Below are 13,512 nucleotides of genomic sequence, written 5' to 3' on the forward strand. Positions count from 1 at the left end.
TATGATTGAGGTACCATCAAAGGTGGAAGGTAAGCAGTTTGATTTGTATAAGCTTGAAAAAAAACTAAAACCAATCGGCTATACGATTGGCGGGAACTGGGATTATGATCATGGTGCATTTGATTATAAAATTAATGGTGGTGAAGAAGAAGGCTATCAGTTCTTGCGCTTGCCCTTTCAAGCAGTCGACGGGCAGCTTGATGCTAATAATTGTACCGTTAAGCTAGGGAGACCGTTTCTATTGTCGCACCTTTTTGAGGCAGAACTAGATGACGAAGCTGGAACAGGCACCTTTTCTGGAACCATCAATCAGTTTCAGGAGCCTGTCGATAAGGATGCTAGCTTTCCACAAGCATATATCGATGAGGGGAAAGCATTGGTACAGGAATTGGAAATGCTGCTCCTAGCTGATTAGGCTATTTAAAAATTAACAGTTGATCCTTTTCTTCGATTGGCAAGGAGTGGGATGGATTCAGCAAGGTTTCATCCCCTCTTTGAATCCCAATCAGAAGGAAGCCCTTTTTTAAAAGGATATGGCAAACATCGCTGAAGGGCTTTCCAATCTCCTGTTCCTCTGCTTGATAGGTGGACAATCGACTTTCCTGTAACTCATGAACAATGTTTGATAAGAGTCCATTCCCATTTGAGTGCAGGCTGTTAACCATAAAAACACTTGTAAGTTTATTGGATTGTATGACTTCGTCGGCTCCAGCTCTAAAGGCGTTGATCACTTGCTCAGCCGTTAATATTTCAACGATACATTTTACTTGAGCACATATCCCTTTTATCGTTAGTAAGGTAAGAATACTGTTCATATCTGCTTGGAGTTCATCGTTTCCTCTGTCAGCAGTAATCAGCACCTTCTCCGCTCGATTGATATCACTTTTGATGATCGTTTCATCGACATGGCCTTTCCCTTGGATAAAGTGGACAAACCGTGATTTCACTGGGTTTGCTTCAAGTGTTTCATCTATTAAAACAATCATTTGTGCGAATTTCGTGTGGGTAAGCTTACTTATTAACTCTTTTGACCGTTCATTCCAACCGATAATGATGATATGGCCCTCGCCTTTAAAAGGAATTCTCCCTTCGGAAAAGGCATCTTGTTTCGTAACGGCAGCGGCTGCCAATGTTCCAAAATAGGAGGAAACAAATCCAACACCTAACAGTATTAAAATTAACGCTGTTAGTCTGCCTAAGAAGGAATGTGGTACATAATCGCCATATCCGACTGTTGATGCAGTAATAATGGCCCACCAAATGCCATCAAAAATGGTGGGAAACGTATCAGGTTCTAATAAATGAATGGATATTCCAAATGAGAGAAACACTAGCAACGCAATTAATAGAATTCGAACGAGGAGCGGTAAACGCAAGAAACTGATATATACTCTGTTCGGCACGACTGTCACCTCTTTTCTTGTGTGATCTAGCTCCATCACTTAGATATGTTGCAGAAACAGTTATTCCTATTATTGACGAAAAAGAATCGATCTAATAGGACTACTTGATAATTTTAAAAATAGGTCAATGTTCACAAAAGATACGAATATTTTTCTCAAACCTACTTGTATTTAATGCTTAAAACTTATAAATTATGGATATTAACATTAATATAGTTACAACATCGAAAGAGGGTTGGTTTCATGGGGATTGGTTTGAATACCCTACTATCAAAAATTGAAAAAACAAGGTCAGAAATGGTTGAATTAGCGCATCTTTACGGTTATTCTAATCCAAATGTAGTACAATGCAGCCAGAAACTCGATTCTCTATTAAATGTCTATTATAATTTTCGAAAACAATAATTCATGTCTACAATATAAAACCTTCCGGTAAACCCGGAAGGTTTATTTTTGTCAAATGGGAATAATATTTTCCCAATAGGCAAACTTAAAAACGGAATTGTCCTTTTTAAGTTTTGACCTATGAGGTGAAGAAGAGTGCTTATTGAAACCAAAAAAGAGCAAAGATTCATCATCATTGCCCTCCTTGTAATAGCTGCCTATCTTTCTCCACTTTTTATTCTCCAGGAAAATGCACATATACGTGTTCATGATAATCTTGATTCGAACCTGGCATGGTATAAGGTTTTAACGAGAAGTGGAGAAATGTTCGGCCCTGTTAATGCGACCATTCCCCAAATCATCAATGGACAATTATCGAGAAATGCCTTTGGGACCGAATACAGTATCATTGTCTGGCTCTACGCCCTTTTCCCAACAATGATTGCCTATGGTTTAAGCCAAGCACTGACAAGAATTGTAGCTTTTTTTGGCATGTATTGGCTCTTAAAAAAACACTTTTTACCTGGGGAGAAGTGGCTGTTTTTACAAATTGGATCCGCTCTTGCCTTTGCCTTGACGCCTTTTTGGCCGTCTGGGATGTTGAGTACGTTGGGGATGCCGCTTGCACTTTGGGCACTTCTTAACATTCGTAACGGTGAGGGAGCGTGGACGGATTATTTGGTGCTCACCCTCTTACCATTTTATGCAAGCATTGTTTTAGGATTTTTCTTTTTTTTAACAGCCATGGGGTTCTTTTGGTTAACTGATTGTTTAAGAGGGAAGGGATGGAACCTTCGTTTTTTTGCAGCGATTATGTATATGACCGTCATTTTTATGTTCGTTGAGTATCGGCTCATTTTTTCATTTCTATTAATCGATGAACCGAATAGTCGGGATGAATATTTTAATCCAACCTTGCCTTTTTGGAGATCGGTTAGGCTTACCATAAAAAATTATCTGCTCGGACACACCCATGTGATGACGGTTCATACGCTATTTATTTTACCTGCAACCATTACCGCCATATGGATTGTCTTCAGAAAAAAGCTTTGGAAGCAGGAAAGCCTATTTGTCTTTTTATTCTCACTAAATATTGTGCTATCGATCTGGTATGCTTTTTGGTTTTATGAGGGATGGGCACCTATAGTCAAGCGATTCCATTTTTTGGCTACCTTTAATTTCGCCCGCTATCACTTTTTACGACCGATGGTTATTTATGCAGGCTTTGCCCTTGCATTAAAAGTCCTTTCGCTTCAAGGAGAGAACTGGGTTAGAGCAGCTAAGTGGTATGCCGTCTTGCAACTTCTCTTTTTGGGACTTTTTAATGATGAAATCATTTATCGGGAAAAGCCTACTGTCAAAGCATTTTTTGCTGAGGAAATGTTCCATGAAATAGAGGAATATATCGCACTTCCAAAGGAAGAATATCGTGTTGCCAGTATAGGAATACACCCAGCCATCTCTCAATATAACGGGTTTTACACACTGGATACCTATAATAATTTTTATCCATTAACCTATAAACATCAGTTTAGGAAAATAATTGAAAGGGAATTGGCTAAAAATAAAAAGGTTCGTACCTATTTTGATAAATGGGGCGGCCGTTGTTACATTTTTACCGCACAGCTTGGAAAACATTATATGATCAAAAAAGATTCTAAACGTCATTTGAAACATTTAGAACTGAATACGGGTGTCTTTAAAAAAATGGGAGGCCGCTTTATTTTTTCGGCGCTGCCTATCGATAACGCGAAGGAAAATCAATTATTGCTAATGAAAGTATTCGAATCGAAAACATCAGCATGGAAAATTTATTTATACAAGACTTTGTAGACAGCGGGGGTTTTAAACAGATGATGGAACCAGTTCTTACAATTGTTGTGCCTTGCTATAACGAGGAGGAGGTTTTACCTTTGACCATTGCTGAGCTTCAGCAATTGGTGAAAGAGCTGATTAACGATAGGCTTGTTTCTAAACAAAGCAAAATCTTGTTTGTCGATGATGGAAGTCAGGATCGAACATGGGAATTGATTTATAAAGAGGGATTAAGAAATGAATTTGTACGAGGCTTAAAATTATCGAGAAATGTAGGTCACCAAAATGCATTACTTGCTGGATTATTTACAGCAAAGGATCTTTCTGATTGCGTTGTATCCATTGATGCAGATTTACAGGATGATATCAATGTAATCCGTGAGTTTGTCCTGAAGTTTCATGAAGGGTGTGAAATTGTTTACGGTGTAAGGAAGGGGCGTAACACGGATACTCTCTTCAAACGAAGTACTGCCCAAGGATTTTATAAGATCATGGAAAAGATGGGGGTTGACCTCGTTTATAATCATGCCGATTTCCGATTAATGAGTAAAAGAGCATTGCAAGAATTAGAACGATTTAGCGAAGTCAATTTATTTTTACGGGGGATTGTTCCTCTCCTCGGCTTTCGCTCGGATGTAGTTTATTATGACAGGCTTGAGAGGCAAGCGGGTGAAACGAAATATCCGTTAAAAAAGATGCTCGCCTTTGCTTTTGACGGAATTACCTCCTTCTCTGTTTCGCCGATTCGCTTTGTGTTAATCATCGGATTGGTTTCTTTTTTCTTGAGTTTATTCTTTGGAGTTTATTTTTTAACGCTAAAGTTTTTTGGGAATACCGAGACGGGCTGGACGTCACTGATTACTTCGATTTGGCTTATTGGCGGCTTGCAGTTAATTGCAATCGGATTGATTGGCGAGTATGTTGGGAAAATTTATAAAGAATCAAAACAGCGTCCAAAGTATATTGTTGATATCGATTCCTTAAATCTGCCAAAACCAAGACACCATTTGCTTAATCAAACAGTAGAGGATGAGTTTTATAATCTTGACCTTAGACAAATATCTGAAACCAACAACTAACTCACTTGTTCGATTTCTCCTTGTAGGCATTGTAAATACAATTATTGGTTTGACTTTTATGTTCTTTCTTCTTAACGTTGTGGGCTTATCCTACTGGACATCCACGTTTGCAGGAAATGCGATCGGGGCATGTGTAAGCTTTTTATTAAATCGGACGTTTACGTTTAAAAGTAATGTTTCCTTCCATAGAGGTCTGCCCAGGTTTTTCGCGCTTCTTTTTATTTGTTATTTTTCCGCCTATTTCTGTAGTGAGAAATTGGTCGGGCTGGCAAGTCAATTTGTTCTTCTTAGCACGTCTATTAAGGAAAGTGCTTCCGTTCTAATAGGCAGTACTTTGTATACAATAGCCAATTATCTTGGACAAAAGTATTTTGTCTTCAAAAATCTAAAAACAGCGTGATAGTTCCTGAATTATTAGTAAGCTCTTTTATTTTTTTGTCGTACAAACCTATTTCTCTGAATAAAAATGGATAGACAAGCTTCTACTCATTTATTAGGGGAGAGATATGGATGAATGTATTCTTGAGCTACATACTTTTAGGATTGTCACTAGCGGCTCCTATTGGACCGATTAATGCCGCGCAAATAGACAGAGGCATAAGAAACGGTTTTATGAACTCGTGGCTTATTGGAGTAGGTGCAGTTGTCGCAGATGGCATATATATGTTTGTTGTTTACATAGGAGTTGTCCAATTTCTTGAGACTGCATTTATGCAAACCTTTCTCTGGTTTTTTGGTTGTTTTGTACTGATGTATACAGGCATAGAAACCTTTATGAATGCCGGCAAGATTAATTTAGAGCATTCCAGAGGGAAGGAACCGCTGATCAAATCATTTTTTTCTGGGTTCCTAATGTCGATAGCCAATCCGTTAACCATTCTTTTTTGGTTAGGTATTTATGGGTCTGTCCTTGCCAAAACTGCTGCAACCTATAATACTGGTCAATTAGTGATTTATAGCAGTGCAATTTTTATTGGACTCTTAATCTGGGATATTGCGATGGCAAGTGTCGCTAGCAGCTTCAGACAATTTTTAACAGCCCATTTACTTGTAGTCATTTCCTGCCTATCTGGTCTTTCATTGATTGGCTTTGGGCTTTATTTTGGGATGCAAGCCTTTAATAATTTATTTAGTTGACTAGTATGATTATTCAAACAATTATGTTGACATGGGATTCTCTCTCCAATTAATATTATGTTATATAAACGATATTGGAATAAACATAATATTGATGCAAAACAATACAGTTGATAGGAGAGGAAGAATGGATCATATAGCTCAAAGAAGTGAATTGATTGAAGTAGCAAAGGGAAACCGTTCCGCTGATTTATATATTAAAGGCGGAACTGTAATCAATGTTTATTCGGGTGAATTCTTGAAACAAAATATTGCTGTTTATAAGGATTGCATTGCTTATATTGGTACAAGTGAAGCCTCTATTGGTGAAGAAACAAAGGTAATTAATGCAGAAGGAAAGTACCTATCACCAGGGTTTATCGAAGCCCATGCCCATCCGTGGGTACTCTATAATCCAGTAAGTGTAACTGGGAAAGTATTGCCATTAGGCACTACGACCACCGTGAATGACAATTTATTTTTTTATCTTCATATGGGGACAAAAGGGTTTAAAGAAATGGTAAAGGATTTAAAAACATTACCTGGCAACTTTTTTTGGCTGGCCCGGCTAGTGTCTCAGGCTGATTATCCAGGGGAACGAGAGTGGTATAACCACAAGGATATCAGAGAACTGCTTGAACTTGATGAAGTTTTAGGCTCAGCAGAAGTAACACGCTGGCCGTTATTATATAATGGTGATCCATTTTTACTTGATACCATGGATTTTATCAAGAAATTGGGCAAGGTTTCCGATGGGCATACGGCCGGCTGTTCCTATGAAAAGTTAAATGCCGTTGTTGCGTCTGGTGTAACCGCTTGTCATGAAGCGATTACAGCAAAAGAAGCCTTTGACCGCCTTCGATTAGGAATGTGGACGACACTAAGGAACAGCTCCCTCCGACCTGATTTACAGGAAATTATCAAACTAATTACCGAGGGAAATGTGAGTACGAGCAGAATTATTATGACGACAGACGGTCCACACCCCTCATTTATTGAAAACGAAGGATTTGTGGATGGACTTGTGAGACAGGCAGTGGAACTTGGTGTCCCAGTGATGAATGCGATTCAGATGGTTACCATCAATGCTGCAACATACCTAAGATTGGATGATTATATTGGCGGCCTTGCTCCTGGTAGAAAGGCAGACATTCTCCTCTTGCCTAATCTTGTAGATTTCCGTCCCGAACTTGTAATTGCATCTGGGGAAATAGCAGCGGTGAAGGGGGAGTTAACTGCATCACTGCCTGAAATAGATTGGCAGAAATATATAGTTCGTCAACCATTTGCTTTTTCTAAATTACTCTTAGAAAATATCAATCTTTATCGCTATCCACAACCATCGGATCATCATCCAGTTCCAGTCGTTTATTTTAAAAGTAACGTCATTACCCAAAAAAAAGATATGGAACTTCCAGCTGTCAATGGTTATGTGGATCTTTCTGAACATGAGGGACTTTTACATGCGGCGTTAATTGACCGGAATGGGGAATGGGTGAGTAAGGCAGTTTTAGAGAGATTTGCTGTCAATCTAGATGGGATGGCCTCTACCTATAATACAACCACCGAGCTATTGGTTGTTGGGCGAAATCCCGAAGCCATGGCCAAAGCGGCAGCAAGGGTTTATGACATGGGGGGAGGAATTGCAATAGTAGACGGTTCGGAAGTTGTTCTGGAAATTCCACTGCCGGTTACGGGCATGATGACACCAGATCCGTCCTATGATACTGCATTAGCATATCATGAAAGATTATTGTCAGCTCTACAGGAGCGAGGGTTTCCATTCCATGACATCCTGTATACGCTGTTGTTTTTAACCTGCGATTTTCTGCCAGGTCTTCGTTTGGTCCCTTACGGTCTGTACGAGGTTAGAAGTGACGAAATCCTATTAAATGCTGCACAATTAACTTCCTTAAGCTATCAATAAGAATGACCGGATCTAAAAAATATTAAAGGATCATGCGCAACTAGCATGATCCTTTTCACTATATCTCTATAACCATAGATACCCCGAATAAGTTCCTTTTTGATTCTCCCTTGAGCCTCTAAGTAATCCAAGTGGCCGATAATTTCAGACATTACAAGAGAGAATTGCTCATAATAAGTGTTTTTATAATAGGATTGAGCAATTTCGCTTCCGGTTAAACAGCCAGATTGAATGAGGTGGATAATTCGTTCCGCTTTTGCATCAATTCGATCGAGCCGTTTTAAAATTAATGAATCCGGCTGGTCAATTAGTGTGCCGTGTCCAGGGAAGACGAGATCCACATTTAATTCCAGGCATTTTTTTAAGGAGTCTATATGTTGCAAAAGAGTAGGGATTCTTCTCCCTAATGAATCAGGTTCAACTAAGGCATTGCTTGAAATATGCTCAAGTAATAAATCGCCAGCAAATAACCAATTATGCTTTTTTTCATGAAAAGCAATCTGATCAGGTGAATGCCCAGGAACTTCAATAATATTAAAATTTAACAATTGTTTATCAAATATCTCTATTACATCACCTTGAATCACATTTTGTTTGTTTTTTTGTACAGCTTTTTTTAAATAAGCACCGTGTTTCTCGCCGTCCTCCCCGCAGCCCATTTCATGATAAAGCTGTGCATAAAACTCAACTCTCATATCTAAAAAAATAGGATCCCTTTTTAAACGTAAAATGGAATCTGGATGAGAATAGACCTTGATTGGATGTTCCGACGTAATTCGATTGACTAGTCCAATATGATCAATATGGTGATGGGTTAGGATTATTTCCGTCAAGTCCTTTAATGTAAATCCATTATTGTTCAGGGTATTGATTAATCCTTCCCAGCATTCTTCGTTATTCCAACCTGCATCTATTAATGACAGAGAATGCTCCTGGTTTACTAAATAAAAGTTAGTACTTTTTAGTGAAGATCGGTCAGGAATGATGATAGGAAACACCTCAAAGCCTGTTTTTTTCAATTTCTTCAAAGAATACACCTCGCAAGAAGATTACTTCATCTAGAATTTTTATAAAATTTTGAATTTAACTCGTATTATACCAATCTAATGGTCTCCTAGCAATTAATCATTATTTGTTTTTAATACGGTTGTCATGAAATAATAATACAATCGTAGAGATCTATATGTTTTTACTACGACGATAGGAAAAATGTTAAACGGGTAAAAAAGAGAGGATAGCGAAGAAAATGAAAGAAATGTGTAATTATCCTCGTGAAAACAGTGGAATTTCAAGTATTGCAAATAGTAAGAAAATTAGTTATATTATGAAATAAGAACGGAAGAAATAAAAGCGTATTATTAAGAGGAGGATTCGAAAATGACAACTACAGTAACAGAAGCAAAGACACTAACAGTTAAAAAATTAAATGGTGTGGCAGAGGTACATATTCATGTGAATAAAACCAATGCTTATGACTTGGAATACTACAAGGAGCTAAATGCAGCTATTGATGATATTCGTTTTGATAGTGATATTAAAGTAGCGGTACTAATGAGTGACATGCCTAAGTTCTTCTCTGCTGGAGCAAATATTAATTTCCTAAAAGCTGCGGAGCCGCGCTTTAAAACACAATTTTGCTTATTCTGTAATGAGACATTAGACAAGATTGCACGTTCCCCGCAAATTTGGATTGCTTGTTTAGAAGGTCATACAGTTGGCGGCGGGTTAGAAATGGCGCTTGCATGTGACTTACGTTTCATGGGTGATCATGCTGGAAAAATAGGCCTGCCTGAAATCACTTTAGGTGTACTTGCAGGAACTGGTGGGACACAGCGTCTTGCACGTCAAGTTGGGCATTCTAAAGCACTTGATTTGAATCTTACTGGAGAAACGTTATCACCTCAAGAAGCTTTGGATATTAAATTAGTGGATCGGGTGTTCCCACAAGAAGAAACTAGAGCTAAAACATTAGAGTATGCTAGGAAAATTGCAAGCAGTGCGACATATGCGGCTTCGAATATTAAACTATCGATTATGAATGGAAAAGAAATGCCATTAAATGCAGCAATTCGATATGAGGGCGAACTTCAAAATTTATTATTCCGTTCTCAAGATGCAAAAGAAGGATTAAGTGCATTTATTGAAAAACGCAGTGCTGAATGGTCTGGCCAATAATATAAACAAGGGCGATATCGATTATCGATATCGCCATTTTAATCAAGAAAATAAGATAGATGATAAAAGAGAGGGGACCATCTACATGCGGTCAAATGAACTTGAGGTGTTAGTCAATTGGGGAGATACGGATAAAGCGGGGATTGTTTATTATCCAAACTTTTTTAAATGGTTTGATATTGCAGGGCACCAATTTTTTAGAAGTTGTGATTTGTCGCCGGCAAAATTGGAAGTGGAGCGAGGAATCATTGTTCCACTCCTTGATGTGCAGTGTACATTTGAAAAAGCCCTGCTTTATGATGATCTTATTTCGATTCATACAAAAGTGGAGGAAATTAATCGAAAGACGATTAAATTGAGACATGAAGTGTTTAGGGATGGACAACGTGTAGCGCACGGCTATGAATTGCGGGGCTGGGTAGAACAATCTCTCGGAAAAATCAAAGCAGTCTTAATCCCGGAGGATGTTATATCGATTCTAAGTGAAAATATTAATACCAAAACAGATAAGAACAGACCAAGGTTTAATGCATAAATGACGACGTTCCTCTATAATATAAATGTCTCTTTAGAAAAGACATATGAAGTAATTATTAATAATTAATGGATGGTGGCAAACATGAAGCCGAGATCACTAATGTTTACTCTATATGGAGAGTACATTCAATATTATGGAGGAGAAATATGGGTCGGGAGTTTAATACAGTTAATGAGCGCATTTGGTATATCAGAATCCTCCGTTCGTGGTGCTATTTTACGAATGGTCCAAAAGAATTTATTGCAAGTAAGAAAAAAAGGGAATAAAAGCTACTACTCTATTTCAGAACAAGGAAGAAGAAGGGTTGAAGATGGAGTGAAGAGGGTTTATGCCGCCCCTCGCTCAAACTGGGATGGCAGGTGGAGAATTTTAAGCTATTCCTTCCCGGAGGAAAAACGGGAGCTGCGGAATGAGATCCGAAAAGAGCTTACCTGGACTGGCTTTGGCATGATCTCAAATAGTACTTGGATCAGTCCCAACCCACTAGAAAACCAAGTGATGGAAATGATTAGGAATTATCAAATCGAAGAAAATACGATTTTGTTTAGCTCCTCCGATGTGGTCTCACATACAAGTGAAGGCATTATTGACAAAGGATGGGATTTGAAGCAAGTGTCTGATAATTACAATCAATTTATGGAAAAGTATTCATCAGAATTTGAAGAATTACGTGAAAAGGCGTTAACAAACACATTAACGGACGAAGAGTGCTTTATTAAACGAACTTCTATCGTTCATGAATATCGAAAGTTTTTATTTCAAGACCCTGGTTTTCCTAAAGATTTATTACCTGCAGATTGGGCAGGCACTAGAGCGAGAGAACTATTTTGGAATATCCATCAATTAATATCGATACCTTCTATTCGTTATTTTGAATCCATCTTTGAATCTGCCCCAGATCAAGAAATAAAGCCGATACGAGATAAAGCAATCAATCCTTTTAAAGAAGTTTATGTTTAATGTTTTAAATTCTCTTACATAAGGAGGCAGCGATTTGGAAAAAGTGATCCTAAAGGTAGAAAATCATGTAGCTGTAGTAACGATTAACCGCCCTCAACAATTAAATTGCTTTGATTATGATACGCTTTTACAGCTAGATGAAGTGGTAGACGCACTTAAATTGGAGAAGGATATTAGAGTGGTTATTATTACCGGAACTGGTGAAAAAGCATTTAGTGCCGGTGCTGATTTGCGGGAAAGAAGGACGCTGAGTGAAAAAGAAGTCCGAAGAAACGTAAATATGATCCGGGATGTTTTTACAAAAATTGAAGAGTTGCCCCAGCCAACGATTGCGGCTATCAATGGCTATGCACTTGGAGGCGGGCTTGAGCTGGCCTTAGCATGTGATTTCCGAATTGCAGTTAAAAAAGCAACCATGGGGTTAACAGAAGTAAGTTGGGGAATCATCCCTGGCGCTGGCGGCACACAGCGCTTAACTAGATTAATTGGAACATCAAAAGCGAAGGAATTAATCTTAACTGCTAGAAAAATAGATGCTTTTCAGGCCTTTGATTTAGGAATCATCAATCAAGTCGTTGAACGCAGCCAATTACTAAATTCCTCGATCGAATTAGCAGCAGAAATTATGAAAAATGCACCTCTAGCTGTTACACAAGCAAAGTATGCGATCAATTATGGGAGCAATGTCGATGTAAACACAGGTTTAGCGATTGAATCGAAGGCATATGAGGTCATCATTCCAACGAAAGATCGAATCGAAGCTTTAGAAGCTTTTAAGGAAAAACGCCCGCCGAACTTTAAAGGGGAATAGGAGGTTGATGATGGAAGGTATTCCTAAAAATGGTGAAGTCGTGACGATTGAGCGGATTGATTTGAATGGTTATCGGATCGGAATCCCCATTCCTTTTCCAATGAAGTATGTCTATTGTTATCTGTTTAAACAAGACAGTCATTACGTCTTAATCGATGTTGGCTATAACAATAAGCGTGGAAAAGCGGCTTGGGAAGAAGTCTTTCGAGAGCTTAGCATCCAGCCAAAAGAGATAAAAACAATTTATTTAACTCATTTTCATCCCGATCATGCAGGGCTTGCTGGCTGGATGCAGCAATTGACAGGTGCGCAGGTCTATATGCACGAGATTGATGCCCAAATGATGAAACATGTTTGGGGGGATGATAGCACACAGGCAAGAAACATTAAGGAAATGGTGCTTGAGCATGGGACTCCCTTGGTATTAGCTGACGAGATTGAGAGACAAATGGATTTAATGATTGACCATCTTCGACCGCTGCCACCCATTTCAAGTATTGCTAAACAAGTAGAGTTTGCAGGAAAGCAATGGCAGGTCATTCATACGCCCGGTCATAGTACCGGTCATATTTGTTTTTTTCAGGAAGAAGAGAAGGTACTAATTTCCGGGGACCATATTCTTGATAAAATTACCCCGAATATTAGTGTCTGGCCTGGTGCAAGCCAAGTCCCATTACATGATTATCTAAATTCCCTGCAAAAGGTAAAAGATTTGCAGGTTAAGAAAGCGTTCACAGCACATGGAACCCCAGTTGACAATGTTAATAATCGAATTGATCAATTACTTGTCCATCATGAAGAGCGTTTGTCAGAAATGGAAGAAATGGCACATGGGCGTACAGCATTCGAGATTGCCGAGGCAAGCTTTGCTCATAAAGCATTAACACCACACCAGTGGCGTTTTGCGATAGCCGAAACGATTGCCCACTTAGACTATTTATCGATCGAAAACCGTTTGAATAAAGTCATAGGTACTCCAATTAAATATCAAAGATAAAAAAGCGCCTTTAAGTTTAAAGGCGTCAGATTGTCGAGAAAGAGTATTTTTCTCGGCAATTTTTTATTCTCAGCATTTAATTATTCATTGTACCTGCTAATGGGCCTGTTGATTTCCGCTCTAGGCACTTCGCTTTCCGCGGGCGTGCCGGGGAGCCTCCTCGTCGCTATGCTCCTGCGGGGTCTCCCCTGCCCCGTACTCCCGCAGGAGTCTGCGTGCCTTCCGCGGAAATCAACAGAGCTATAAAATCAATGATGCACTGCTCTTAACACAACCAAACAATAAAAAATTAAGTGGTGAAATCTAT

Annotated in this window: 14 protein-coding genes; 12 read left to right on the forward strand and 2 right to left on the reverse strand. The window is 38.8% G+C overall.

Translation table 11 applies throughout. The annotated features are described in order from the left end of the window. Position 1: 1 nt before the first annotated feature. Positions 2 to 415: a YugN-like family protein gene (locus J7E63_RS19815; protein WP_088089450.1), complete on the forward strand. Its 414-nt coding sequence runs from the start codon at positions 2 to 4 to the stop codon at positions 413 to 415. A gap of 1 nt (position 416) precedes the next feature. Here the strand turns inward: J7E63_RS19815 and J7E63_RS19820 are convergent, their stop codons facing one another. After that, positions 417 to 1,403: a potassium channel family protein gene (locus J7E63_RS19820; RefSeq protein ID WP_215015431.1), complete on the reverse strand. Its 987-nt coding sequence runs from the start codon at positions 1,401 to 1,403 to the stop codon at positions 417 to 419. 243 nt (positions 1,404 to 1,646) lie between these two features. Between J7E63_RS19820 and J7E63_RS19825 the strand changes: the two genes are divergently transcribed. The 6 genes from J7E63_RS19825 to J7E63_RS19850 all read left to right on the forward strand — a co-directional run bounded on the left by J7E63_RS19825 (position 1,647) and on the right by J7E63_RS19850 (position 7,724). Further along, a complete protein-coding gene (locus J7E63_RS19825) occupies positions 1,647 to 1,808 on the forward strand; it encodes an aspartyl-phosphate phosphatase Spo0E family protein (RefSeq protein WP_215015433.1) in 162 nt (53 codons plus the stop codon). 135 nt (positions 1,809 to 1,943) lie between these two features. Then, the gene (locus J7E63_RS19830) at positions 1,944 to 3,620 is read left to right on the forward strand and encodes a DUF6044 family protein (RefSeq protein WP_374193762.1); all 1,677 of its coding nucleotides are present in this window, start codon (positions 1,944 to 1,946) and stop codon (positions 3,618 to 3,620) included. Between the two features lie 20 nt (positions 3,621 to 3,640). Then, positions 3,641 to 4,681 carry a glycosyltransferase family 2 protein gene (locus J7E63_RS19835; protein WP_215015435.1) on the forward strand — a complete coding sequence of 347 codons (1,041 nt, stop codon included), beginning with the start codon at positions 3,641 to 3,643 and terminating at the stop codon, positions 4,679 to 4,681. Further along, on the forward strand, positions 4,647 to 5,081 hold the full coding sequence (locus tag J7E63_RS19840; RefSeq protein ID WP_251033626.1) for a GtrA family protein: 435 nt from the start codon (positions 4,647 to 4,649) through the stop codon (positions 5,079 to 5,081). The genes J7E63_RS19835 and J7E63_RS19840 overlap by 35 nt, the downstream gene beginning before the upstream one ends. Before the next feature lie 110 nt (positions 5,082 to 5,191). Then, positions 5,192 to 5,818, forward strand: coding sequence for a LysE family transporter (locus J7E63_RS19845; protein ID WP_215015439.1), 627 nt, complete (start codon positions 5,192 to 5,194; stop codon positions 5,816 to 5,818). Positions 5,819 to 5,945: 127 nt separating this feature from the next. After that, positions 5,946 to 7,724: an adenine deaminase C-terminal domain-containing protein gene (locus J7E63_RS19850; RefSeq protein ID WP_215015446.1), complete on the forward strand. Its 1,779-nt coding sequence runs from the start codon at positions 5,946 to 5,948 to the stop codon at positions 7,722 to 7,724. Here the strand turns inward: J7E63_RS19850 and J7E63_RS19855 are convergent. Further along, positions 7,718 to 8,761 carry an MBL fold metallo-hydrolase gene (locus J7E63_RS19855; RefSeq protein WP_308161980.1) on the reverse strand — a complete coding sequence of 348 codons (1,044 nt, stop codon included), beginning with the start codon at positions 8,759 to 8,761 and terminating at the stop codon, positions 7,718 to 7,720. The genes J7E63_RS19850 and J7E63_RS19855 overlap by 7 nt on opposite strands. A gap of 340 nt (positions 8,762 to 9,101) precedes the next feature. On the opposite strand from J7E63_RS19855, the gene J7E63_RS19860 reads away from it, so the two are divergent. The 5 genes from J7E63_RS19860 to J7E63_RS19880 all read left to right on the forward strand — a co-directional run bounded on the left by J7E63_RS19860 (position 9,102) and on the right by J7E63_RS19880 (position 13,205). Continuing rightward, positions 9,102 to 9,899, forward strand: a complete 798-nt coding sequence (locus J7E63_RS19860; protein WP_215015450.1) for an enoyl-CoA hydratase/isomerase family protein — start codon at positions 9,102 to 9,104, stop codon at positions 9,897 to 9,899. Positions 9,900 to 9,984: 85 nt separating this feature from the next. After that, entirely contained in the window at positions 9,985 to 10,434 is a 450-nt protein-coding gene (locus J7E63_RS19865; RefSeq protein ID WP_215015472.1) for an acyl-CoA thioesterase, read from the forward strand. 84 nt (positions 10,435 to 10,518) lie between these two features. Then, the gene (paaX, locus tag J7E63_RS19870) at positions 10,519 to 11,397 is read left to right on the forward strand and encodes a phenylacetic acid degradation operon negative regulatory protein PaaX (RefSeq protein WP_215015458.1); all 879 of its coding nucleotides are present in this window, start codon (positions 10,519 to 10,521) and stop codon (positions 11,395 to 11,397) included. Between the two features lie 34 nt (positions 11,398 to 11,431). Beyond that, positions 11,432 to 12,208, forward strand: a complete 777-nt coding sequence (locus tag J7E63_RS19875) for an enoyl-CoA hydratase-related protein (protein WP_215015460.1) — start codon at positions 11,432 to 11,434, stop codon at positions 12,206 to 12,208. Positions 12,209 to 12,215: 7 nt separating this feature from the next. Further along, positions 12,216 to 13,205: an MBL fold metallo-hydrolase gene (locus J7E63_RS19880; protein ID WP_251033627.1), complete on the forward strand. Its 990-nt coding sequence runs from the start codon at positions 12,216 to 12,218 to the stop codon at positions 13,203 to 13,205. Positions 13,206 to 13,512: the final 307 nt, after the last annotated feature.

The sequence above is a fragment of the Bacillus sp. ISL-75 genome, from assembly GCF_018613095.1.

Bases quoted from the DNA above. Each gene is read 5' to 3' on its own strand.
- J7E63_RS19825 (WP_215015433.1), top strand. From the start codon at position 1,647: ATGGGGATTGGTTTGAATACCCTACTATCAAAAATTGAAAAAACAAGG.
- J7E63_RS19850 (WP_215015446.1), top strand. From the start codon at position 5,946: ATGGATCATATAGCTCAAAGAAGTGAATTGATTGAAGTAGCAAAGGGA.
- J7E63_RS19835 (WP_215015435.1), top strand. From the start codon at position 3,641: ATGATGGAACCAGTTCTTACAATTGTTGTGCCTTGCTATAACGAGGAG.
- paaX (WP_215015458.1), top strand. From the start codon at position 10,519: ATGAAGCCGAGATCACTAATGTTTACTCTATATGGAGAGTACATTCAA.
- J7E63_RS19880 (WP_251033627.1), top strand. From the start codon at position 12,216: ATGATGGAAGGTATTCCTAAAAATGGTGAAGTCGTGACGATTGAGCGG.
- J7E63_RS19860 (WP_215015450.1), top strand. From the start codon at position 9,102: ATGACAACTACAGTAACAGAAGCAAAGACACTAACAGTTAAAAAATTA.
- J7E63_RS19815 (WP_088089450.1), top strand. From the start codon at position 2: ATGATTGAGGTACCATCAAAGGTGGAAGGTAAGCAGTTTGATTTGTAT.
- J7E63_RS19865 (WP_215015472.1), top strand. From the start codon at position 9,985: ATGCGGTCAAATGAACTTGAGGTGTTAGTCAATTGGGGAGATACGGAT.
- J7E63_RS19845 (WP_215015439.1), top strand. From the start codon at position 5,192: ATGAATGTATTCTTGAGCTACATACTTTTAGGATTGTCACTAGCGGCT.